This window comes from Pseudomonas sp. B21-028 (assembly GCF_024749045.1).
Lineage (GTDB): Bacteria > Pseudomonadota > Gammaproteobacteria > Pseudomonadales > Pseudomonadaceae > Aquipseudomonas.
The window spans coordinates 5,747,180-5,767,672 of the sequence record NZ_CP087184.1 but is presented as its reverse complement, the minus strand read 5'-3'; the positions used below and the strand labels follow the sequence as shown (position 1 = coordinate 5,767,672).

Below are 20,493 nucleotides of genomic sequence, written 5' to 3'. Positions count from 1 at the left end.
TGCCGCGCTCCGTCCTGTGGGAGCGAGCCTGCTCGCGATGAGGTCCTGGAGTGCGACGAAAATCCCGGATCTGCACTTTACGGGTGACGGTTGCGCACTAAACCCGCAAAATGCAACGATTCCGGCGACGCCCGTGGGCGTTGTCGACCAAATTCTTGTGCCAACAGACTGGGCCTGCTGACTTTATGCGAATGCGCCTTATGTTACTGGGCGGCGGAAATGCCCTTGGGCAGGCGCTGATTCGCCTCGGTGCGGAAGAAGACATCGGTTTTCTCGCCCCCCGCCCCCCAGAAGATGGCTGGGATGCCGCGAGCCTGACGCAGTTGCTCGACGACACCCGTCCGGACGCCTTGATCAACCTGGCGTACTACTTCGACTGGTTTCAGGCCGAGGTCGTCAGCGAGCAGCGCCTGGCCAGCCAGGAGCGTGCGGTCGAGCGCCTGGCCGAATTGTGCCAGCACCACAACATCATCTTGCTGCAACCGTCGAGCTATCGCGTGTTCGACGGCTCCCGCGCCACCGCCTACAGCGAAAAGGACGAGCCCGTGCCCCTGGGCCTGCGCGGCCAGGCCTTGTGGCGGATCGAGCAAAGCGTGCGCGCCACGTGCCCGCAACATGTGCTGCTGCGCTTCGGCTGGCTGCTGGACGACAGCGCCGACGGTATCCTCGGGCGTTTTCTCGCCCGGGCCGAACTGCCAGAAGAGCTGTTGCTGGCCGACGACCGTCGCGGTAACCCGACGCCGGTAGACGATGCGGCCCGGGTGATCATCTCCGTGCTCAAGCAACTCGATTGCGCCGCGCCGCTGTGGGGCACCTATCATTACGCCGGACATGAGGCGACCACGCCGCTGGCGCTGGGTCAGGCAATCCTCACCGAAGCCCGTGCCCTGCATCCGCTGGCAATCGAAGCACCCACGCCCCAGGCTCACGCCGCGCGACCGGATGCCGCGGAAGAGCCGCAGCATGCGGTGCTGGCCTGCAAGAAAATTCTGCACACTTTCGGGATCAAGCCCCGCGCCTGGCGCGCCGCGCTCCCGAGCTTACTGGATAGGTTTTATCGCCATGGCTGACGGCCCTGTTTTAATCACCGGCGGTGCGGGTTTCATTGGTTCGCACCTGACCGACGCCTTGCTCGCCAAGGGACATTCGGTGCGCATCCTCGATGACCTGTCCACCGGCAAGCGCAGCAACCTGCCGCTGGACAACCCCGCCATCGAACTGATCGAAGGCGACGTCGCCGATGCCGCCCTGGTGGCCCGGGCCATGGTCGGCTGCAGTGCCGTGGCGCATCTGGCCGCTGTGGCGTCGGTGCAAGCCTCGGTGGATGACCCGGTGCGCACTCACCAAAGCAATTTCATCGGCACCCTGAATGTCTGTGAAGCCATGCGCCAGTCCGGCGTGAAGCGGGTGCTGTTCGCCTCCAGCGCAGCGGTCTACGGCAACAACGGCGAAGGCCAGTCCATCGACGAAGAAACCCCCAAGGCCCCGCTCACGCCCTACGCCTCGGACAAACTGGCCAGCGAGTTCTACTTCGACTTCTACCGCCGCCAGCACGCGCTGGAGCCGGTGGTGTTCCGCTTCTTCAATATCTACGGCCCGCGCCAGGATCCGTCCTCGCCGTATTCCGGCGTCATCAGCATCTTCAGCGAACGGGCACAGAAAGGCTTGCCGATTACCGTGTTCGGCGACGGTGAGCAGACCCGGGATTTCGTCTACGTCGAAGATTTGGTGGATTTGCTGGTGCAGGCCATCGAGAAGCCTGAGGTGGAAGTCGGAGCGGTAAACGTCGGCTGGAACCAGGCCACGACCCTCAAGCAGATGCTCCAGGCCCTGGCCACGGTCGTCGGTGACCTGCCTCCGGTCAGCTACGGCCCGGCGCGTTCGGGGGATATCCGCCATTCCCGCGCCGACAACCATCGGCTGTTGCAGCGCTTCAACTTCCCGCGGCAGACGCCGATGAGCGTGGGTTTGGCGCGGTTGTTGGGCCGCTGAGTTTTCAGTCGCCACAAAAAACCTGTGGGAGCGAGCCTGCTCGCGATAGCGGTCTGACATTCACCTCTTCAGTGACTGTCGTGCCGCCATCGCGAGCAGGCTCGCTCCCACAGGGACGTCGTATGTTCGAGTTCGGTTAGAACTTGTAACCCAACCCCACCATGTAGATCCACGGATCCACATCGATATTCACCTTGGCCCGGGTGCCGCCAGCTACCGCGTTGTTGTCGACATACGCCGTGGTGTCGATGTCGATATAGCGGATCTGGCCGTTGATCATGATGTTGTCGGTCAGCATGTAGTCGGCGCCCACTTGCCACGCCATGCCCCAACTGTTGCTCGCCCGGAAATTGCTGAAGCCGTTGGCGCTGGCGTCGCTGCCGACATGTTCGTCGTAGATCCAGGTGTAGTTGATGCCGGCGCCGACATACGGCTGGAAAGCCGATCTGGCGTCGAGCGGGTAATAGACGAGGCTCAGGGTCGGCGGCAGGTGCTTGAGGGTGCCGAGCTTGCCGTTGGCCGCGCCCAGGGCGGTGCCCTTGATCTTCACGTCGTGCTCGAAGGGCGAGGCCGCCAGCAGCTCGATGCCCAGGTGGTCGGTCATCATGTAGGCGAAGTTCAAGCCCAGTTGCGTGTCGCTGCTCATGGTCGCCTTGCCGCCCAGGTCGGCGCCGGCCAACGGGCCACGGTCGACCTTGACGCTGGAACTGTCGGCTTTCGGATTGACGGTGATGGCGCCGGCGCGAACGATGATATCGCCGGCCGTATGGGCCTGGGCGAGGGGGGCGGCGAGCGTGAGGGCGACGAGGGAAGCGCTGAGCAAGGACTTGTGCATGGGGGCTCCAGAGGACATTTAAAAAGGATGTCCCATGGTACGGAGCCGTCTGGGCCGGTCTTTTGACTCAACTCAATGAAAGTATGATGAGCCACTTTGAGGGCCTCATCGCGAGCAGGCTCGCTCCCACACTGGTCGTGAGAACACCAAAGATCCCCTGTGGGAGCGAGCCTGCTCGCGATAGCTATTTCACAGACAGTGCATGACTGCCAGGTTCACTCCGGCAGCTCATACACATAAATCTTCTCAGCTTCCATCTGATACCCGGCATCGGCCAGCTCGCTGGTGGACGGCTTGACCTGCATCGGCCCTTCGACCCAGTACGGCTGGTACAGCTCATCGAGCTTCACCCCGACTTCGCTTTTCACATGCACGATCTGATTCGAAGGTGGTGGCGGCACATGGATGCAGGCGCCGAAATACGGCACCAGCAAAAAGTCCGTGGTGCGGCCTTCCTCGCTGACTTCCAGCGGCACGATGTAGCCCGGCAAGCGAATCTGCTGGCCGTCGAGCGCCTTGACCACCGGCGCGTCGGGCAGGTCCTGCTTGGCGGCCGGGGCGGATTCGGCCGACAGTGCCTGGCCCATCTGCGACAGGTCATGCAGCGGGGTCATGTTCGGTACTTCCGGCGGTGCGTCCGGCGGGATCATTTCCGACCAGGCCAGGTCCCTCGGCTCGGCCGCCCACAGCGGCAGGGCGACCATCATCAACAGCGCAAGCAGGGCGCGGGGCATCTTCAATGTCCTCATAAGCGGATCGACAAGCCGTCGGCCAACGATTGGCGATAGGCGCGCCAGGCCGGCACGCTGCCCATCAACAGGGCGGCGACCAGGATGCCAGCCATGAGCGTCCATTCATATTCGCTTGGCCAGCTCAATGGCAGATACAAGCCATAGGCCGACTGTACGTAACCCTGGGCGGCGCCGATGCCGATATACAGCAAGGCCAGCCCGGCGGCCACCCCGGTCAATGCCAGGGCAAAGGCTTCCAGCACCAGCAGGCTTGCGATGTGCCATGGCCGCGCGCCCACTGAGCGCAAGATCGCCATCTCCCGGCGGCGCTCGTTGAGGCTGGTGAGGATCGCCGTGAGCATGCCGATCAACCCGGTCAGGACCACGAACAGCGAAATCACGAACAAGGCTTTTTCCGCCGTGCCCATCAGGCTCCACAACTCTTGCAGGGCCACGCCTGGCAAGATCGCCAGCAACGGTTCGCCACGGAACTCATTGATCTCGCGTTGCAAGGCAAAGGTGGAGATCTTGCTGTTGAGCCCGAGCATGAACGCGGTGATGGCTTGGGGCGTCAGGTCCATGTTGCGGGCCTGGTCGGCGCTGATACGACCGCTGCCCTGGGCCGGCACGCCGTTCTTCCAATCGATGTGAATCGCTTCCATGCCGCCGAGGCTGATGTGCAGCGTGCGGTCCACCGGAGTGCCGGTACGCTTGAGAATGCCGACCACAGTGAATGGCTTGTCGTCGTGCTTGACCAGGCTGATCGTCGCCACGCCGTGGGCCAGCACCAGTTTGTCGCCGAGCTTGTAATGCAGCGCTTCGGCCACTTCGGCGCCGAGCACCACTTCGAACGGGTCAGTGGCAAAAGCCCGGCCATCGGCCAGTTCCAGGTGTTGCTGGCGGCCATACTGGTAGTGCTCGAAATAGGCCTCGGTGGTGCCCATTACCCGGTAGCCACGGTGGGAATCACCGAGGGACATGGGGATCGCCCATTTCACTTTCGGGTTGTTGGCGAAATGTTCGAAGCTGTCCCAGCGGATGTTATTGGTGGCGTTGCCGATGCGAAACACCGAGTACAACAACAGGTTCACCGAGCCGGAACGGGCACCGACGATCAGGTCGGTGCCGCTGATGGTGCTGGCAAAACTGGCTTTTGCCTCGGTGCGCACCCGCTCCACCGCCAGCAGCAGGCAGACCGACAGGGCGATGGCGAAGGCGGTGAGGATCGCAGTGAAGCGGCGGTTCGCCAGGCTGGCCATGGCTAGACGGAACAAATACATCTCAGACCTCGAGTGGCTTGGCGGCACGATTGAGATCGGCCAGCGAGAGGTTGCGGTCGAACAGCGGCGCCAGGCTCTGGTCATGGCTGACGAACAGCAGGCTTGAGCCGGCCTCGCGGCATTCGGCGAACAGCAGCCGCAGGAAGTTTTCCCGGGCGTCGTAGTCCAGGGCCGAGGTCGGTTCGTCAGCGATGACCAGTTCCGGCTGGCCGATCAACGCCCGGGCGGCGGCGACCCGTTGTTGCTGGCCGATGGACAGCGAGTCGGCGCGGCGTTCCAGCAGGTTCGCATCGGTCAGCCCCAGGTGGGTCAACAGCGTGGCGGCAGCCTGGTCGATACTGCCGTGACGCTGGATGGCCCGCTGCGCCCGCAGTTTGGAAAAGTGACAGGGCAGCTCGACGTTCTCGCGCACCGAGAGAAACGGCAGCAGGTTGAATTGCTGGAAAATGTAGCCGGTGTGGTCCACGCGAAAGCGGTCGCGGCTGCCCGCGCCCAGTTCGGTGAGCGACTGGCCGAGCAGGTGGACGCTGCCGCGATCCGGCGTCTGCACCCCGCCCAGCAGCCCCAGCAATGTGGTCTTGCCACTGCCGCTGGGCCCCTTGAGGAACAGGGTCTCGCCGGCTTCGAGGCGAAAGGCCGGGATATCCAGCAGTGGTGGATGTCCGGGCCAGCTGAAGACCAGGTCGGACAGTTCGATGAGTGCTTGGGTCATGGTGGCTGATATCAGGATGATGGAAGCCCTGTGGAGTACCTGTGGGAGCAAAGCTTGCTCGCGATGGGCTTGTCACATTCAACGTCGATGTCGACGGTCGGACCGCTATCGCGAGCAAGCTTTGCCCCACTGGCCTCCACCACAGGAGGTTGCAGCGTATTCAGAACTTCAGCGATGGCGCCTTGGCCGTCACTTCCACGCCTTGCTGGCCGCTCGGGCTGATCAGTTGTACCTGAATTTTCTGGGTGGCCGGGAAGGTTTTGAACAGCGTCGCCAGGTCGAGGTGCTTCAAAGCACCGGGTGTGGCGCAGGTGAACTGGTAGTGGGCGTGGATTTCGCTGTGTTCGTGGTGGTGCTCGTCGCCGTCGGCGTCTTCGTCGTGGTCTTCGTGATCCGGTTCATCGCCGAACAATGGGCTTTCCAATTCCTGCTGGGCCAGGGTGCATTGGGCCGCGGCCGGCAGGTTGAACAGCGCCAGTGGCTTCTCAAGTTGCCCACGGGCAGCCGCGACCTTGGCCTTGTCGGCATCGCTGGTGGCTTCGTGTTCAAAGCCCACCAGGTTCATGGCCGGGCTTTCCAGCTCCAGCTCCAGGGTCTGGCCGTCAAGCGCTGCGTTCAGTCGGCCGACGCCGTGTTCATGGGCGCCCAGGCTGCCGTGCTCATGATCGTGGTCATGGTCGTGCTCGACTGCGGCGTGAGTGACAGCCAATGGCAACAGGGCGAACGGCAAAGCGAGAAGCAGACGACGCATGACGAGTCTCCAGATAAGATGAATGTTTTGTTATGTAATCTTATAACGAATTTGCGCAGAGTTTGACCGTCTGCTTGGCGTCGCGCAAGGCCCATGGGAGCATGGGAACATTAAATCTTCAGGAGGACGGTGATGTTGCGCATCCGCGGAACCGTCGGCGATTGGCCGGTGGACTTGTCGATCGAAATGGACGAAGGCGACTGGGCGCAGCTCGGCGCGCAGTTGCAGGCGGTCAAGCCCGAAGGCGCGGCGATGGCGGCGGCCAAACCGGCGAATCAGGACGATGCGCTGTGGCAGATCGCCAGGGAATTGCTGCGCAAGGCCGGGCAGTTGAGCGGCCCGGACCTGTTGGAGCAACTGGAAGGCCTGACGGGCAGTGCGCCGGCGGGCAAGCGCCTGTTGGTACGCTTGCGCCATAGCGCCGAGGTCAAGGTCTTGAGCGGCGGCGATACGCCGCTCTATAGCTGGGTTGGGGCTGACGCTTAGTACAGCGCGGCAAACAGCTTGCGACGATAGGTCGTCACCAGCGGGTGATCGTTGCCCAACAGTTCGAACACCTGCAGCAGGGTCTTGTGCGGCAGGCCTTCGCTGTAACCGCGGTTGCGGCTGAACAGCTTGAGCAATGCGTCGAGTGCCGGCTCATACTGCTGGCGCGCGAGTTGCTGGATCGCCAGTTGATACACCGCTTCATCGTCCTGCGGGTCTTTTGCCAGGCGGGCCTTGAGGTCGGCGGCGTCTGGCAGATGTTTGGCCAGACCGAGGAACTGGATCTGCGCCTTGGCCCCGGCCAGAGCGGCCTTGTGTTCGTCGCTTTTTACCGAGTCCAGCACGGTCTGGGCTTCGCCCAGCTCGCCGCGCTCGGTCAGGCAACGGGCGAACAGGATCAGCGCCTTGGCGTTGGTGTTGTCTTCGCCCAGCAGCACGGTGAGCAGGGCTTCGGCGTCGGCGAAACGCCCGTCGTCGAACAGCGCCTGGGCTTGCTCGAACGGATCGGCCGCGGCGGGAGGCGGCATCTGCACATGGGGTTCGAGCATCGCCCGCACCGCCGATTCCGGCTGGGCCCCGGCGAAACCGTCGACGGGCTGGCCGTCCTTGAACAGTACCACCGTCGGCAGGCTGCGGATGCCGAAGCGGGCGACGATGTCTTGCTCGATGTCGCAGTTGACCTTGGCCAGCAGCAATTCGCCTTGATAGCTCTCGGCAATGCCCTGCAACATCGGCATCAGTGCCTTGCATGGCGCACACCACTCGGCCCAGAAATCCACCAGCACCGGCTTGTGAAAAGAGTTGGCGATCACCGACTGGTCGAAATCGGCGGTGGTGGCGTCGAAGATGTAGGAGGTGTCCTGGGTCATGGGAATCTCGTAGAACGCTTGAATGGGGCAACTATACGCGGGGTTTTGGGGTGCCTGGTAGGTCGCCATCGCGAGCAGGCTCGCTCCCACAGTTTGACCGCGTTCAATCTGAAGAAACCCGATCACCTATGGGAGCGAGCCTGCTCGCGATGCTTTTCAGGGCGAACGCCGTGCGTGATACAGGCTCACATGCCGAAACTCCTCGGGCTCGGCCAGGTCCGGCAGGGTCATGGCTTCGAGCAGTTCGATGCGCCGGTACAGTGGGTGCTGGAAATCCCGTACCCGGGAGTCGGCCACAAGGGCCTCGCGGCCACGGCTGAGGAACTGGTCCAGCAACGGCAGGTTTGCCCGGTCGTAGAGCACATCAGCGACCAGGATCAGGTCGAAGCGATCCGCCTCGGCGAAGAAGTCCGTCGAATAAGCCAGCTCCACGTCATTGAGCAGGGCATTGGCCCGGCAGGCCGCGATAGCCAGTGGGTCGAGGTCGCACGCCACCACTTCCAGCGCCCCGGCCTTGACCGCCGCGATGCCCGCCACGCCGGAACCGGCGCCGAAATCCAGCACCCGCTTGCCCTCGACCCACTGCGGCCGCTCGGCCAGGTAACGCGCCATCGCCAGGCCGCTGGCCCAGCAGAAGCTCCAGTAGGGCGGTTCGTGGAGGATGCGGCGGGTTTCTTCCGGGCTGAAGGCGCGGTCCATGTTATCGCCGTCGATCAGCCACAGCTTCAGGTCGGTGCCGGGTAGCGGGCAGTCCACCAGGCGCGCGTCCCCCAACAACTCGCCCAGCGCGTGTTGCAGGTCCTGCGGTGCATTCATGGCGCTTTGACGAACTGCAGGGCGCCCAACGCCTGAGTGGTCGGTTGCGCGATGCGCTGTTCCGGCAGGTGCAGAATCAGTTGGCCCGACTGGCTGGCACGGCCGCGCAGCTCCACGCGGGCGCCGACCGGGAAGGCATCCGGGTTGAAGCGCAGGCGGAAGGGCAGGGCGCGGTTGGTGCCGATCAGGCTGGAGCTGGCGAGCAATTGCTGCGGGCGCCCCTTGTCGTCGATCACCAGCAGGGCCAGTTCGACTTCGGCCCCGGTCGGTACGCCTTCGAGGGTACCGCTCAGTTCCCGCTGGTATGCGGGCAATGGCCCCAGCTCGGCGGCTTGCCGGGCTTTTTCCTGGGCCTGTTTCGGCGCGGGCGCCGGTGCAGGCGCGGCGGGCTTGGGAGCATCACTGCTGCACGCCATCAGCAGGCTGAAAAAACTGAGCAAAAAGAGCGATCGTAGCGGCATGTGCGGCTCCAGCAAGGTGAATTCCATGGATCTGACGGTAAGCCCGTCTGTATACCGTAAACCCTATGGCTTGTCTTGCCAGTGGGATGCGCTACCATGGCCCTCCCTTTTTTTGTTGCCTGCCACCATGCACTGTCCCTTCTGCGGTGCCAACGACACCAAAGTCATCGACTCGCGACTGGTCGCCGAGGGCGAACAGGTCCGCCGTCGGCGCGAATGCCTGGCCTGCGGCGAACGTTTCACCACGTTCGAGACCGCTGAGCTGGTGTTGCCGCGCCTGATCAAAACCGACGGCAGCCGCCAGCCGTTCGACGAAGAAAAACTGCGCGCCGGCATGCAGCGCGCGCTGGAAAAGCGCCCGGTGAGCGTCGAACGCCTCGAGGCGGCGCTGGTGCACATCAAGCACAAGCTGCGGGCGACCGGCGAGCGCGAGGTCAAATCCCTGGTGGTCGGCGAGCTGGTGATGGCCGAGCTGCAGAAGCTCGACGAAGTCGCCTACATCCGTTTCGCCTCGGTGTACCGGCGCTTCCAGGACCTGAACGAATTCCGTGAGGAAATCGACCGCCTGGCCCGCGAACCGGTGAAAGAATGACTGTCTCGGCGCAACAGACCGTCCTCGACGCTCATTACATGGCCCGTGCGCTGGAGCTGGCGCGGCGCGGTCACTACACCACCCATCCCAATCCCCGGGTGGGCTGCGTCATCGTGCGTGACGGGCAGATTGTCGGCGAAGGCTGGCACATCCGCGCCGGTGAACCCCATGCCGAAGTCCATGCCTTGCGCGCCGCCGGTGAGCTGGCCCGGGGCGCTACGGCCTACGTGACCCTCGAACCCTGCAGCCACCACGGCCGTACGCCGCCTTGTGCCGATGCGCTGGTCAACGCCGGTGTTGCCCGGGTCGTGGCGGCAATGCAGGACCCGAACCCGGAAGTCGCCGGTCGCGGTTTGCAGCGGCTGGCCCAGGCCGGTATCGCCACCGACAGCGGCGTGCTGGAAGGCGAGGCCCGTCTGCTCAACCAGGGTTTCCTCAAGCGCATGGAGCACGGCTTGCCATTCGTGCGGGTCAAGCTGGCCATGAGTCTTGATGGCCGTACCGCCATGGAAAGTGGCGAAAGCCAGTGGATCACCGGCCCGGCGGCACGTTCGGCGGTGCAACGGCTGCGGGCCCAGGCCAGCGTGGTGCTGACGGGCGCCGATACGGTGCTGGCGGACAATGCCCGGCTGACCGTGCGCGCCGATGAACTCGGCCTGGATGCCGACCAGACGGCATTGGTCCTGAGTCGCCCGCCGCTGCGGGTGCTGGTGGACGGTCGCCTGCGGGTGCCGCTCGATGCACCGTTCTTCAAGGCCGGCCCGGCGCTGGTCGCCACGTGCATGGCGGTGGAAGAACAGTACGCCAACGGCCCCGAATGCATGATCGTGGCAGGCGATGACGGCCAGGTCGACCTGCGGCGCCTGCTGGTGGAGTTGGCGGCCCGTGGCGTCAACGAGGTGCTGGTGGAAGCCGGTCCGCGCCTGGCGGGAGCATTCGCCCGGCAAGGCTTGGTGGACGAGTTCCAGATTTTTATCGCCGGCAAGTTCCTGGGATCTTCGGCGCGACCGTTGCTGGATTGGCCCCTGGCGTACATGAAGGACGCCCCGGCGCTGAAAATCACCGAAATCCGCGCCGTGGGCGATGACTGGCGAGTCATCGCCGTTCCCGTTCCGCCGGCCAGCGTATAATTCCCGGCCTTCGCTCAAGCGGCGGCCTGTTCTCGAGGAGGACTCCATGTTTACCGGCATCATCGAATCCATCGGCAGCATCCGTGCACTCACCCCCAAGGGCGGCGACGTGCGGGTCTATGTCGAAACCGGCAAGCTCGATCTGAGCGACGTCAAACTGGGCGACAGCATCGCCGTGAACGGTGTCTGCCTGACCGCCGTCGAACTGCCCGGCAATGGTTTCCTGGCGGACGTCAGCCGCGAAACCCTCGACTGCACCGCCATGAACGACCTCAAGAGCGGCAGCCCGGTCAACCTGGAAAAAGCCCTGACGCCTACTACCCGGTTGGGCGGACACCTGGTCAGCGGCCATGTCGATGGCGTCGGCGAAGTGGTTTCCCGCACCGATAACGCCCGGGCCGTGGAGTTTCGCATCCGCGCGCCGAAGGAACTCGCCAAGTACATCGCCCATAAGGGCTCGATCACCGTCGACGGCACCAGCCTGACGGTCAACGCGGTGGATGGCGCCGAATTCCTGCTGACGATCATCCCGCACACCTTGAGCGAAACCATCATGGCTTCGTACCGGCCCGGGCGCCGGGTCAACCTGGAAGTCGACCTGCTGGCCCGTTACCTGGAGCGCCTGCTGCTCGGTGACAAGGCCGCGGAGCCTGCATCCGGCAGCAACATCACCGAAAGTTTTCTGGCCGCCAACGGCTACCTCAAATCCTGACCCAAGGGGGTGCCGCGTGGCGCTCAATAGCATCGAAGAGCTGGTTGAAGACATCCGCCAAGGCAAGATGGTCATCCTCATGGATGACGAAGACCGCGAGAACGAAGGCGACCTGATCATGGCCGCCGAATGCTGCAAGGCCGAGCACATCAACTTCATGGCCAAGCACGCCCGTGGCCTGATCTGCATGCCGATGAGCCGCGAGCGCTGCGAGCTGCTGAAGCTGCCGCTGATGGCCCCGCGCAACGGTTCCGGCTTTGGCACCAAGTTCACCGTGTCCATCGAGGCCGCCGAGGGCGTGACTACCGGCATCTCCGCCGCCGACCGCGCACGTACCGTACAAGCCGCCGCCGCGAAGGACGCCAAGGCCGAAGACATCGTCAGCCCCGGCCACATCTTCCCGCTGATGGCCCAGGCTGGCGGCACCCTGGCCCGCGCCGGCCACACCGAAGCGGCGTGCGACCTGGCGCGCATGGCCGGTTTCGAGCCCAGCGGCGTGATCTGCGAAGTGATGAACGACGACGGCACCATGTCCCGTCGCGCCGAACTGGAAGCCTTCGCCGCCGAACACGACATCAAGATCGGCACCATCGCCGACCTCATCCATTACCGGATGATCCACGAACGTACCGTTCAGCGGATTGCCGAGCAGCCGCTGGACAGCGAACTGGGCCATTTCAACCTGGTGACCTACCGCGATTCGGTGGAAGGCGACGTGCACATGGCCCTGACCCTGGGCACCGTCTGCGCCGAAGAGCCGACCCTGGTCCGCGTGCATAACATGGACCCATTGCGGGACCTGCTGATGGTCAAGCAGCCTGGCCGCTGGAGCCTGCGGGCCGCGATGGCCGCAGTGGCGGAGGCCGGTAGCGGCGTGGTGCTGCTGCTCGGGCACCCCCTCGATGGCGACGTGCTGCTGGCGCATATCCGCGAAACCGGCGAGCAATTGCCGGTGAAGAAGACCACCACCTACAGCACGGTCGGCGCCGGTTCGCAGATCCTGCGTGACCTGGGCGTACGCAAAATGCGCCTGATGAGCGCGCCGATGAAATTTAATGCGATATCCGGTTTCGATCTGGAAGTTGTAGAATACGTGCCCTCTGAATAATGACCTCGTTCAATTAGGGAGGTCTTCCCCTCTGTGGGAGCGAGCCTGCTCGCGAAAGCGGTGCGCCAGGCGACATTGATGTCACTGTGCTGACGCCATCGCGAGCAGGCTCGCTCCCACAAGGGGCAGTTTCCCGAACTGAACGGCAGGCCCTGTATTCATGGCTAAACATCACCGAGGAGCGCGCATCGAGCGCGCTCCGGCTCTTTAAGAGAATTGACGAATGACCCTGAAGACCATCGAAGGTACCTTCATTGCCCCCAAAGGCCGCTACGCTCTGGTAGTGGGCCGTTTCAACAGCTTCGTGGTCGAGAGCCTGGTTGGCGGTGCGGTCGATGCCCTGGTTCGCCATGGCGTGAGCGAAAGCGACATCACCATCATCCGTGCCCCTGGCGCCTTCGAAATCCCGCTGGTTGCGCAGAAAGTCGCTCAAAAGGGCGAATATGCCGCGATCATCGCCTTGGGCGCGGTCATTCGTGGCGGTACTCCGCATTTCGAATACGTGGCTGGCGAATGCACCAAGGGTCTGGCCCAGGTGTCCATGGAATTCGGCGTGCCGGTCGCTTTCGGCGTACTGACCGTTGATTCCATCGAGCAAGCCATCGAACGTTCCGGCACCAAGGCCGGTAACAAAGGCGCCGAAGCCGCCCTGTCCGCCCTGGAAATGGTCAGTCTGCTGGCGCAGTTGGAGGCCAAGTGATTAGCGACGAAAGCGATCGTTTCAACCCGCGCGATCCCAAGCCTGCCGATGCCGGCAAGCCTTCGAAAAGCGTCAAGCGTCGCGAAGCCCGCCAGCTTGCGACCCAGGCGTTGTATCAATGGCACATGGCCAAGCAGTCGCTGAACGAGATCGAAGCGCAGTTCCGGGTCGATAACGATTTCAGCGATGTCGACGGCGCGTACTTCCGCGAGATCCTCCACGGGGTTCCGGCGCACAAGACCGAAATCGACAAGGCCCTGGCACCTTGCCTGGACCTGACCATCGAAGAGCTGGACCCGGTCGAACTGGCGGTGTTGCGCCTGTCCACCTGGGAACTGATGCAGCGTGTCGATGTACCGTACCGCGTGGTGATCAACGAAGGGATCGAGCTGGCGAAAGTCTTCGGTTCCACCGACGGGCACAAGTTCGTCAACGGTGTGCTCGACAAGCTTGCCCCGCGCCTGCGGGAAGCTGAAGTGAAGGCGTTCAAGCGCTGAATGGGTGAGTTTGAGCTGATCCGCAGCTACTTCGCCGCCGCGCCTTGTGCGCAGGGCGGCGACGGCGTTGCGCTGGGGATCGGCGACGATTGTGCCTTGCTGGCGGTTCCTCCCGGGGAGCACTTGGCGGTGTCCACCGACACGCTTGTGGCCGGTGTGCATTTTCCGGACCCCTGCGATCCGTTCCTGCTCGGCCAGCGCTCGCTGGCCGTGGCGGTCAGCGACCTCGCCGCCATGGGCGCCAGGCCCCTGGCCTTTACCCTTGCCCTGACCTTGCCGACGGTGACAGCCGATTGGTTGCAGGCCTATGCCCGTGGTTTGAACCAGATGGCCCAGGCCTGCGGGGTCGCGCTGGTGGGCGGTGACACCACTCGTGGACCACTGAGCATGACCATGACCGTGTTCGGCCGCGTGCCGTCCGGCCAAGCCTTGACCCGAAGCGGCGCGCAGCCCGGCGACCTGCTCTGTGTCGGTGGTGAGCTGGGCAATGCCAGCGGTGCGTTGCCCCTCGTGCTCGGCCAGCATCACACTGAGCCCGCCGTCGCCGAGCCGTTATTGGCGCATTATTGGTCACCGCATCCGCAGATCGACCTGGGGCTGGCGCTACGGGGCAGGGCCAGTGCAGCCATGGATATTTCCGATGGACTGCTGGCCGATTGCGGGCATATTGCATTGGCGTCCGGCGTGGCCATCCAGGTTGAACGTGACCGGCTACCGCTGTCCAACGCTTTGCTGGCCTTGCTCGGCCAAACGGGCGCGGAGCAGGCCGCGCTGAGCGGGGGCGACGATTATGTGCTGCTGTTCAGCTTGCCACCGGTCCGATTATCGGCGTTGCAGGCCGAAGGCTGGCCAATCCACGTGATCGGCAGCGTCATGCCGGGGCAGGGCGTCATGCTGGTGGACGCCGATGGAGGCGACATCACCCCGCAAATCCGGGGCTATCAACATTTTCGGGAGACACCGTGACAGATCATCCCAACCAGATTCCAGCCGAGTTCGTGCCCCCCTCGGTCTGGCGCAATCCCTGGCATTTCCTGGCATTTGGCTTCGGTTCGGGCACTTTACCCAAGGCGCCAGGTACATGGGGTTCGCTGGTTGCGCTACCCTTCATACCGTTGTGGCAGATGTTACCGGACTGGGGCTACTGGCTGATGCTCGGCATCACCATGCTGTTCGGCTTCTGGTTGTGTGGCAAGGTGGCGGACGACCTGCGCGTGCACGATCATGAAGGGATCGTCTGGGATGAAATGGTCGGGATGTGGATTACCCTGTGGCTGGTGCCGGAAGGCTGGTACTGGCTGTTGGCGGGTTTCCTGGTGTTTCGCTTCTTCGATATTCTCAAGCCATGGCCGATCCGCTGGATCGACCGGCATGTCCACGGAGGCGTCGGCATCATGCTCGACGATATCCTGGCCGGGGTGTTTGCCTGGCTGGCAATGCAAGGACTGGTGTGGTGTCTTACCTGAGGGATCCAGGCATGGGCGTAAGCCGAGCGTTGTTGCTGTTGTTGTGCCTGGGCGCGAGCCTTGGCGCTCTGGCGGCGGAGCCGACGCCGTTGCCCGGCAAGATCCGCGCCGCCAGCGAGGAGTGGGCGGACTACACCGAGGCCGATGGCCGGGGCATGGCCTGGGAGATCCTGCGCGAGGTGTTTGAGCCTGAAGGCGTGAAGCTGGAAATCCGCAGCGTGCCGTACACCCGCTCGATCGGCTTGGTGCAGCGTGGTGAGGTCGACGCACAGGTCGGCGCCTATCGCGATGAGACCGAAGGGCTGCTCTATCCTCGCTGGCACTACGACGTCGATCATATCTATGCGTTGGGACTGGCCTCCAAGCCGACGCCCACGCTGGAGACGGTCGGCAATTATCGGCTGGTGTGGATGCGCGGGTACGAATACAACAGCTACCTGCCCAACATCCGCCGTTTCAATGAAATCCACCGGGCGGTCGGTATCCTGCCGATGCTGCTGCATGATCGGGCCGATTTCTACATCGACGCCTTGATGGAGATCCAGGGTGTGCTCGCAAAGGCCGACAATCCCCAGCAGTACAAGCTCTCGCCGTTGATCAACCTGCCGCTGTACCTGGGCTTCGCCAACACCGATAACGGACGGGCACTGCGTGCGCTGTTCGATCGGCGCATGGAGGTATTGGTGAAAAGTGGCCAATTGAAACCGATCTTCGAGCGCTGGAAACAACCTTATCCTTTCGATGAGCACGGTAAGCCACCGAAGCCTTAATCAATCTTGTCGATAGTAATAGTCGACAATTCAGCCTAAGCGTCTGCCGGGACCTGCTGTTACAATGCGCTCCTCTGCGAATCTCCAGTACTAGATCAGGAGCACACCGGTGCCTGTCGTTTTTGTTGCCGCTTCCAAGCTGCCAACGCCCTTTGCGCAATTCACCATGCATGGTTTTCTGGATGAGGCCACCGGCCGCGAGCACGTTGTGCTGAGCCTGGGTGATGTTGCCGACGGTGTTCCGGTATTGGGCCGCTTGCATTCCGAATGCCTGACGGGCGATGCCCTGTTCAGCCAGCGCTGCGACTGTGGTTCGCAACTCGAAGCCGCGCTGCAGGCCATTGCCCGCGAAGGTCGAGGCGTGTTGCTGTACTTGCGCCAGGAAGGGCGTGGTATAGGCCTGTTGAACAAGATCCGTGCCTATGAATTGCAGGATGGTGGTGCCGATACCGTGGAAGCCAACGAGCGCCTCGGGTTTGCCGCCGACCTGCGTGACTACAGCATCTGCCTGCCCATGCTCGAACACCTGGGCGTCAAGTCCCTGCGGTTGATGACCAACAATCCGCGCAAGGTCAAGGCATTGACCGACATGGGCATCATTGTGGCGGAGCGGGTGCCGTTGCACACCGGCCATAATCCCCACAACAAGCTCTACCTGGCGACCAAGGCCAGCAAGCTCGACCACATGATGGGCAACGAGCACCAGGGCGAGGCCGACCGGGCGTGACGCGGGGTCAGGTCCGGCGACGGCTGTCCATCAGTTGGTGGAAATACCTGGCGTTGGCGTTGCTGCCGCTGTTCGTGATCAATCTTGTCTTCGGCCAGGGCGAAGCGATTCTGCCCGTGCTGGCAATGCCGTTGTTCATCGCTGGCGTGGCCTCGATGTTCGTCAGCCTGCGATTCTTCGGCGCATACAAGCACGCTTTGATCGCCACCCAGAATGCCCTCGACACTCCCGAAGAGCCTCAGGCCTGGATCACGTTGGCGGCCTGTCGACGTGCTGCTTTCCTGGCTGCCGGGTTGCCGGCCTGGATCGGTGCCCTGGCGGTATTCGTGGGTCTGGAAGCGGTGCCGCTGATGCTGCTGGCCTTGTCCTCCGCGGTATTGTTCTACCTGTATCGCCTTCCGCGTCAGCTCGGCTGATAGGTCGCGGCGTCCCTATCGCGAGCAGGCTCGCTCCCACAATTGCATGATGGTGTTCCTTGTGGGAGCGAGCCTGCTCGCGATGGCGGTGTACCAGTCCAAACAGTCGTCGACTGACACTCCGCTATCGCGAGCGAGCTCGCTCCCACAGGATCGCATGGGTTACAGGCCCAGCAGTTGCAGTCGCTGGCGCACCGATGCTTCGATCCCGGCCTCGTCCAACCCGCACTCGGCCAGCATCTGTGCCGGCTTGGCGTGTTCGACATAGATGTCCGGCAAACCCAGGTGCAGCACCGGCTTGAGGATATTCTCCCGGGCCAGGAACTCACTGACCGCCGCGCCGGCGCCGCCCATGATGGCGTTTTCCTCGATGGTCACCAGTAGCTCATGGCTGGCGGCCATTTCGCGGACCAGGGCTTCATCCAGGGGTTTGACGAAGCGCATGTCCACGACGGTGGCGTCCAGGGTCTGAGCGACTTTCAAGGCTTCGGCCAGTTGCACGCCGAACACCAGCAGGGCGGTCTGCTTGCCCTGGCGGCGGATCACACCCTTGCCGACTTCAATCGGCTCGAGGGTGGCCTCGATGGTTGCGTTCGGTCCGCTGCCACGGGGATAGCGCACCGCCGCCGGGCCATTGAACAGGTGGCCGGTGGTGAGCATCTTGCGCAGTTCGTTTTCATCGCTCGGAGTCATCACCAGCATGCCGGGGATGCAGCGCAAGTACGAAAGATCGAAGCTGCCGGCGTGAGTCGGGCCGTCTTCGCCCACCAGGCCGGCGCGGTCGATGGCGAACAGCACATCGAGATTCTGCACCGCAACGTCATGTATCAACTGGTCGTAACCGCGTTGCAGGAAGGTCGAGTAGATCGCCACCACTGGTTTTGCCCCTTCGCACGCCATGCCGGCGGCCAGGGTCACGGCGTGCTGCTCGGCAATCGCCACATCGAAATAGCGTTGCGGATAGCGTTCGCTGAAGGCCACCAGGTCCGAGCCTTCCTTCATGGCTGGGGTAATGCCCACCAGGCGCGGGTCCGTGGCGGCCATGTCGCACAGCCATTGGCCGAACACGGCGGAATACTTGGGACCACCGGCCTTTTTCGGGGCGCAGGCCGGAGCATCCAGCGGTTCGAGCTTGGTGATGGCGTGGTAACCGATGGGGTCGACTTCCGCCGGGGCGAAGCCCTTGCCTTTCTTGGTCACCACATGCAGGAACTGCGGGCCCTTCAGGTCGCGCATGTTGCGCAGCGTGGCGATCAGCGTCGGCAGGTCATGACCGTCGATCGGGCCGATGTAGTTCCAGCCCAGTTCTTCGAACAGCGTGCCGGGTACCAGCATGCCTTTGGCGTATTCCTCTGTGCGGCGGGCGATTTCCCAGGCGCCGGGCAGGCGCGACAGGACCTTTTTGCTGCCTTCGCGCATGCTGGCGTAGGTACGGCTGGACAGGATCTTCGCCAGGTAGTTGGACAAGCCGCCGACATTGCGCGAGATCGACATGTCGTTGTCGTTGAGGATCACCAGCATGTTGGCGTTGACTTCCGGGGCGTGGTTCAGCGCCTCGAAAGCCATGCCCGCCGTCAGGGCGCCGTCGCCGATTACGGCAATCGCCTTGCGGTCACTGTTCTGCAGGCGGGCGGCAATGGCCATGCCCAGCGCAGCGCTGATGGAGGTGCTGGAGTGGCCGACGCCAAAGGTGTCGTACTCGCTCTCGGAGCGCCGTGGGAAAGCGGCGATGCCGTCCTTCTGGCGCAGCGTGCCCATGCGCTCGCGGCGGCCGGTGAGGATCTTGTGCGGGTAGGCCTGATGGCCGACGTCCCACACCAGCCGGTCGTCCGGGGTGTCGAATACGTAATGCAGCGCGATGGTCAGCTCGATGACGCCCAGGCCGGCACCGAAGTGCCCACCGGTCTGGCCGACCGTATAGAGCAGTTCCAGGCGCAGCTCATCGGCCAGGGTTTCCAGCTCGGCTTCACCCAGCCGACGCAAGCCGTCCGGCGTGTTGGCGCGGTCCAGCAGGGGCGTGGTCGGGCGTTTGCGGGGAATCTCTTGAAACGTCGTGGGCATCAGGCGAATCGTTATAGGTATAGAAAGAGGCGGCAGTTTACCTTATGCATCGCAAGCTGCCCACGCGTTGGCCGGAACTTGGCCGATACGCAGTCTGAAAGGTTGACCCCGTATCAGCTGCGTCGTTCGACGATATAGCGCGCCAGCTCGCGCAACGGTTCGGCCGCCGCGTCAAACGGTCGCAACGCTTCCAGGGCCTGGTCGCGCAACTCCAGGGCGTAGGCCTTGGCGGCGTCGAGACCCAGCAGGGCCGGGTAGGTCGGCTTGTCGCGGGCGATGTCGGCACCCTGGCGCTTGCCCAGGGTCTGGGTATCGCTCTCGACGTCGAGGATATCGTCCTGCACCTGGAACGCCAGGCCGACGGCCCGGGCGTAGCTCTGCAAGGCGTGCAACTGTTCAGTCGTGGCCCGGCCACTGGCGAGGGCGCCAAGCTTGACGCTGGCTTCGATCAGGGCGCCGGTCTTGTGCCGGTGCATGTATTCCAGCGCACCCTGATCCAGCTTCAGGCCGACCGAACCCAGGTCGATGGCCTGGCCGCCGACCATGCCGGCGGGCCCTGCCGCCAGTGCCAGGGCGCTGACCATGTCCAGGCGGACCTGCGCCGGGCAATCGCTCAGGGCCGGGTCGAGCAGGGCGCTGAACGCCAGGCTCTGCAAACCGTCACCGGCCAGGATCGCGCAGGCTTCGTCGAATTGTTTGTGGGTGGTTGGCTGGCCGCGACGCAGGTCATCGTCGTCCATGGCCGGCAGGTCGTCGTGCACCAGGGAATAAGCGTGGATCAGTTCCACTGCGCACGCCGCGCCGTTGGCCTGTTCGGCCACGCCGCCCAGGGCTTCGCATGCGGCATAGGCCAGCAGCGGCCGCACACGCTTGCCGCCGTTCATCACGCTATAGCGCATGGCTTCGTACAGCCGCGCCAGTTCGGGGCTCGGTGCGGTAAACAAAGTGCCCAACGCAGCATTGACCCGGGCCTGGCTGCTGGCCTGATAAGCGCCGATCATTCAGGCTGTTCCGCGTCGAAAGGCTCTTCGGTCAGCTCGCCATCGCGTTCGAGCAGCAACTGCACCTTCTGCTCGGCCTGGGCCAGCGCCGCCTGGCAGTCGCGAGTCAGGCCGATACCTTGTTCGAAGGCGGTCAGCGAGTCTTCCAGCGACAATTCGCCGTTCTCCAGCCGTTCGACCAGCGTTTGCAGGTCGGCCAGGGATTGTTCGAAGTCCAATGCAGCTTTTTTGCGGGCCATGGCGGCTATTCCGGTTGACTGTTAAACCGGCGCGACACTAGCAGACATGGGGTTTTGGGGCAAATCAGTGCGGGCTGGAGGGGGAGTGTTCCTCTGTGGCGTGTCTTTGTCGCAGCAACATCCGCTTCCCGCAAACACAGT

The 20,493-nt window shown here is 63.6% G+C and carries 25 protein-coding genes; 14 read left to right on the top strand and 11 right to left on the bottom strand.

Annotation, left to right across the window (positions count from 1 at the left end; genetic code table 11):
• Positions 1 to 185: 185 nt before the first annotated feature.
• Together LOY35_RS25040 and LOY35_RS25035 are read left to right on the top strand one after the other, a co-directional pair.
• Positions 186 to 1,070 carry an NAD(P)-dependent oxidoreductase gene (locus LOY35_RS25040; RefSeq protein ID WP_258628434.1) on the top strand — a complete coding sequence of 295 codons (885 nt, stop codon included), beginning with the start codon at positions 186 to 188 and terminating at the stop codon, positions 1,068 to 1,070.
• Positions 1,063 to 1,992 (top strand): NAD-dependent epimerase/dehydratase family protein, encoded by a 930-nt coding sequence (locus LOY35_RS25035; protein WP_258628432.1) that lies wholly within the window; start codon positions 1,063 to 1,065, stop codon positions 1,990 to 1,992. The genes LOY35_RS25040 and LOY35_RS25035 overlap by 8 nt, the downstream gene beginning before the upstream one ends.
• Before the next feature lie 136 nt (positions 1,993 to 2,128).
• Here the strand turns inward: LOY35_RS25035 and LOY35_RS25030 are convergent, their stop codons facing one another.
• The 5 genes from LOY35_RS25030 to LOY35_RS25010 form a co-directional block, all read right to left on the bottom strand.
• Positions 2,129 to 2,827: an OmpW family protein gene (locus LOY35_RS25030; RefSeq protein WP_258628430.1), complete on the bottom strand. Its 699-nt coding sequence runs from the start codon at positions 2,825 to 2,827 to the stop codon at positions 2,129 to 2,131.
• 215 nt (positions 2,828 to 3,042) lie between these two features.
• Positions 3,043 to 3,561: a DUF3299 domain-containing protein gene (locus tag LOY35_RS25025; RefSeq protein WP_258628429.1), complete on the bottom strand. Its 519-nt coding sequence runs from the start codon at positions 3,559 to 3,561 to the stop codon at positions 3,043 to 3,045.
• A gap of 11 nt (positions 3,562 to 3,572) precedes the next feature.
• On the bottom strand, positions 3,573 to 4,838 hold the full coding sequence (locus tag LOY35_RS25020; RefSeq protein WP_258628427.1) for an ABC transporter permease: 1,266 nt from the start codon (positions 4,836 to 4,838) through the stop codon (positions 3,573 to 3,575).
• Position 4,839: 1 nt separating this feature from the next.
• The gene (locus LOY35_RS25015) at positions 4,840 to 5,550 is read right to left on the bottom strand and encodes an ABC transporter ATP-binding protein (protein WP_258628425.1); all 711 of its coding nucleotides are present in this window, start codon (positions 5,548 to 5,550) and stop codon (positions 4,840 to 4,842) included.
• Positions 5,551 to 5,710: 160 nt separating this feature from the next.
• Positions 5,711 to 6,301 carry a DUF2796 domain-containing protein gene (locus tag LOY35_RS25010; protein WP_258628422.1) on the bottom strand — a complete coding sequence of 197 codons (591 nt, stop codon included), beginning with the start codon at positions 6,299 to 6,301 and terminating at the stop codon, positions 5,711 to 5,713.
• 132 nt (positions 6,302 to 6,433) lie between these two features.
• Between LOY35_RS25010 and LOY35_RS25005 the strand changes: the two genes are divergently transcribed.
• A complete protein-coding gene (locus LOY35_RS25005) occupies positions 6,434 to 6,787 on the top strand; it encodes a hypothetical protein (protein ID WP_258628418.1) in 354 nt (117 codons plus the stop codon).
• Here the strand turns inward: LOY35_RS25005 and trxA are convergent.
• From trxA to LOY35_RS24990, 3 genes are all read right to left on the bottom strand, one after another.
• Positions 6,784 to 7,656, bottom strand: coding sequence for a thioredoxin (gene trxA, locus LOY35_RS25000; protein WP_258628416.1), 873 nt, complete (start codon positions 7,654 to 7,656; stop codon positions 6,784 to 6,786). The two genes, LOY35_RS25005 and trxA, sit on opposite strands and share 4 nt — an antisense overlap.
• Positions 7,657 to 7,812: 156 nt before the next feature.
• Positions 7,813 to 8,472, bottom strand: a complete 660-nt coding sequence (locus LOY35_RS24995; RefSeq protein ID WP_258628413.1) for a methyltransferase — start codon at positions 8,470 to 8,472, stop codon at positions 7,813 to 7,815.
• Positions 8,469 to 8,933, bottom strand: a complete 465-nt coding sequence (locus tag LOY35_RS24990; RefSeq protein WP_258628412.1) for a hypothetical protein — start codon at positions 8,931 to 8,933, stop codon at positions 8,469 to 8,471. The genes LOY35_RS24995 and LOY35_RS24990 overlap by 4 nt, the downstream gene beginning before the upstream one ends.
• A gap of 127 nt (positions 8,934 to 9,060) precedes the next feature.
• Between LOY35_RS24990 and nrdR the strand changes: the two genes are divergently transcribed.
• The 11 genes from nrdR (at position 9,061) to LOY35_RS24935 (ending at position 17,051) form a co-directional block, all read left to right on the top strand.
• Positions 9,061 to 9,525, top strand: a complete 465-nt coding sequence (gene nrdR / locus LOY35_RS24985) for a transcriptional regulator NrdR (RefSeq protein ID WP_013694316.1) — start codon at positions 9,061 to 9,063, stop codon at positions 9,523 to 9,525.
• On the top strand, positions 9,522 to 10,655 hold the full coding sequence (gene ribD / locus LOY35_RS24980; protein WP_258628411.1) for a bifunctional diaminohydroxyphosphoribosylaminopyrimidine deaminase/5-amino-6-(5-phosphoribosylamino)uracil reductase RibD: 1,134 nt from the start codon (positions 9,522 to 9,524) through the stop codon (positions 10,653 to 10,655). Before nrdR ends, ribD begins: the two co-directional genes overlap by 4 nt.
• A 46-nt stretch (positions 10,656 to 10,701) precedes the next feature.
• On the top strand, positions 10,702 to 11,367 hold the full coding sequence (locus LOY35_RS24975) for a riboflavin synthase (RefSeq protein WP_041022468.1): 666 nt from the start codon (positions 10,702 to 10,704) through the stop codon (positions 11,365 to 11,367).
• 16 nt (positions 11,368 to 11,383) lie between these two features.
• Positions 11,384 to 12,475, top strand: a complete 1,092-nt coding sequence (gene ribBA / locus LOY35_RS24970) for a bifunctional 3,4-dihydroxy-2-butanone-4-phosphate synthase/GTP cyclohydrolase II (RefSeq protein WP_024778362.1) — start codon at positions 11,384 to 11,386, stop codon at positions 12,473 to 12,475.
• Between the two features lie 223 nt (positions 12,476 to 12,698).
• A complete protein-coding gene (gene ribE / locus LOY35_RS24965) occupies positions 12,699 to 13,175 on the top strand; it encodes a 6,7-dimethyl-8-ribityllumazine synthase (RefSeq protein ID WP_003206025.1) in 477 nt (158 codons plus the stop codon).
• On the top strand, positions 13,172 to 13,672 hold the full coding sequence (nusB, locus tag LOY35_RS24960; RefSeq protein ID WP_024778364.1) for a transcription antitermination factor NusB: 501 nt from the start codon (positions 13,172 to 13,174) through the stop codon (positions 13,670 to 13,672). The genes ribE and nusB overlap by 4 nt, the downstream gene beginning before the upstream one ends.
• The gene (thiL, locus tag LOY35_RS24955; RefSeq protein ID WP_258628410.1) at positions 13,673 to 14,638 is read left to right on the top strand and encodes a thiamine-phosphate kinase; all 966 of its coding nucleotides are present in this window, start codon (positions 13,673 to 13,675) and stop codon (positions 14,636 to 14,638) included.
• Positions 14,635 to 15,138: a phosphatidylglycerophosphatase A gene (locus LOY35_RS24950; RefSeq protein ID WP_258628408.1), complete on the top strand. Its 504-nt coding sequence runs from the start codon at positions 14,635 to 14,637 to the stop codon at positions 15,136 to 15,138. Before thiL ends, LOY35_RS24950 begins: the two co-directional genes overlap by 4 nt.
• An 11-nt stretch (positions 15,139 to 15,149) precedes the next feature.
• Complete coding sequence (locus LOY35_RS24945; protein WP_258628406.1) at positions 15,150 to 15,908, top strand: ABC transporter substrate-binding protein; 759 nt, start codon at positions 15,150 to 15,152, stop codon at positions 15,906 to 15,908.
• Between the two features lie 109 nt (positions 15,909 to 16,017).
• On the top strand, positions 16,018 to 16,635 hold the full coding sequence (ribA, locus tag LOY35_RS24940) for a GTP cyclohydrolase II (protein ID WP_258628404.1): 618 nt from the start codon (positions 16,018 to 16,020) through the stop codon (positions 16,633 to 16,635).
• Positions 16,632 to 17,051: an MFS transporter gene (locus tag LOY35_RS24935; protein WP_258628403.1), complete on the top strand. Its 420-nt coding sequence runs from the start codon at positions 16,632 to 16,634 to the stop codon at positions 17,049 to 17,051. Before ribA ends, LOY35_RS24935 begins: the two co-directional genes overlap by 4 nt.
• Before the next feature lie 162 nt (positions 17,052 to 17,213).
• Here the strand turns inward: LOY35_RS24935 and dxs are convergent, their stop codons facing one another.
• The 3 genes from dxs to LOY35_RS24920 form a co-directional block, all read right to left on the bottom strand.
• Complete coding sequence (gene dxs / locus LOY35_RS24930) at positions 17,214 to 19,112, bottom strand: 1-deoxy-D-xylulose-5-phosphate synthase (RefSeq protein ID WP_258628401.1); 1,899 nt, start codon at positions 19,110 to 19,112, stop codon at positions 17,214 to 17,216.
• 113 nt (positions 19,113 to 19,225) lie between these two features.
• Positions 19,226 to 20,113: a (2E,6E)-farnesyl diphosphate synthase gene (ispA, locus tag LOY35_RS24925; protein ID WP_258628399.1), complete on the bottom strand. Its 888-nt coding sequence runs from the start codon at positions 20,111 to 20,113 to the stop codon at positions 19,226 to 19,228.
• Positions 20,110 to 20,352: an exodeoxyribonuclease VII small subunit gene (locus LOY35_RS24920; RefSeq protein WP_003185917.1), complete on the bottom strand. Its 243-nt coding sequence runs from the start codon at positions 20,350 to 20,352 to the stop codon at positions 20,110 to 20,112. The genes ispA and LOY35_RS24920 overlap by 4 nt, the downstream gene beginning before the upstream one ends.
• Positions 20,353 to 20,493: the final 141 nt, after the last annotated feature.

What these genes read in the sequence shown, in the direction of transcription:
- LOY35_RS25040 (WP_258628434.1), top strand. Translation starts at nt 186, where the DNA reads ATGCGAATGCGCCTTATGTTACTGGGCGGCGGAAATGCCCTTGGGCAG.
- LOY35_RS25035 (WP_258628432.1), top strand. Translation starts at nt 1,063, where the DNA reads ATGGCTGACGGCCCTGTTTTAATCACCGGCGGTGCGGGTTTCATTGGT.
- LOY35_RS25030 (WP_258628430.1), bottom strand. Translation starts at nt 2,827, where the DNA reads ATGCACAAGTCCTTGCTCAGCGCTTCCCTCGTCGCCCTCACGCTCGCC.
- LOY35_RS25025 (WP_258628429.1), bottom strand. Translation starts at nt 3,561, where the DNA reads ATGCCCCGCGCCCTGCTTGCGCTGTTGATGATGGTCGCCCTGCCGCTG.
- LOY35_RS25020 (WP_258628427.1), bottom strand. Translation starts at nt 4,838, where the DNA reads ATGTATTTGTTCCGTCTAGCCATGGCCAGCCTGGCGAACCGCCGCTTC.
- LOY35_RS25015 (WP_258628425.1), bottom strand. Translation starts at nt 5,550, where the DNA reads ATGACCCAAGCACTCATCGAACTGTCCGACCTGGTCTTCAGCTGGCCC.
- LOY35_RS25010 (WP_258628422.1), bottom strand. Translation starts at nt 6,301, where the DNA reads ATGCGTCGTCTGCTTCTCGCTTTGCCGTTCGCCCTGTTGCCATTGGCT.
- LOY35_RS25005 (WP_258628418.1), top strand. Translation starts at nt 6,434, where the DNA reads ATGTTGCGCATCCGCGGAACCGTCGGCGATTGGCCGGTGGACTTGTCG.
- trxA (WP_258628416.1), bottom strand. Translation starts at nt 7,656, where the DNA reads ATGACCCAGGACACCTCCTACATCTTCGACGCCACCACCGCCGATTTC.
- LOY35_RS24995 (WP_258628413.1), bottom strand. Translation starts at nt 8,472, where the DNA reads ATGAATGCACCGCAGGACCTGCAACACGCGCTGGGCGAGTTGTTGGGG.
- LOY35_RS24990 (WP_258628412.1), bottom strand. Translation starts at nt 8,933, where the DNA reads ATGCCGCTACGATCGCTCTTTTTGCTCAGTTTTTTCAGCCTGCTGATG.
- nrdR (WP_013694316.1), top strand. Translation starts at nt 9,061, where the DNA reads ATGCACTGTCCCTTCTGCGGTGCCAACGACACCAAAGTCATCGACTCG.
- ribD (WP_258628411.1), top strand. Translation starts at nt 9,522, where the DNA reads ATGACTGTCTCGGCGCAACAGACCGTCCTCGACGCTCATTACATGGCC.
- LOY35_RS24975 (WP_041022468.1), top strand. Translation starts at nt 10,702, where the DNA reads ATGTTTACCGGCATCATCGAATCCATCGGCAGCATCCGTGCACTCACC.
- ribE (WP_003206025.1), top strand. Translation starts at nt 12,699, where the DNA reads ATGACCCTGAAGACCATCGAAGGTACCTTCATTGCCCCCAAAGGCCGC.
- thiL (WP_258628410.1), top strand. Translation starts at nt 13,673, where the DNA reads ATGGGTGAGTTTGAGCTGATCCGCAGCTACTTCGCCGCCGCGCCTTGT.
- LOY35_RS24945 (WP_258628406.1), top strand. Translation starts at nt 15,150, where the DNA reads ATGGGCGTAAGCCGAGCGTTGTTGCTGTTGTTGTGCCTGGGCGCGAGC.
- dxs (WP_258628401.1), bottom strand. Translation starts at nt 19,112, where the DNA reads ATGCCCACGACGTTTCAAGAGATTCCCCGCAAACGCCCGACCACGCCC.
- ispA (WP_258628399.1), bottom strand. Translation starts at nt 20,113, where the DNA reads ATGATCGGCGCTTATCAGGCCAGCAGCCAGGCCCGGGTCAATGCTGCG.
- LOY35_RS24920 (WP_003185917.1), bottom strand. Translation starts at nt 20,352, where the DNA reads ATGGCCCGCAAAAAAGCTGCATTGGACTTCGAACAATCCCTGGCCGAC.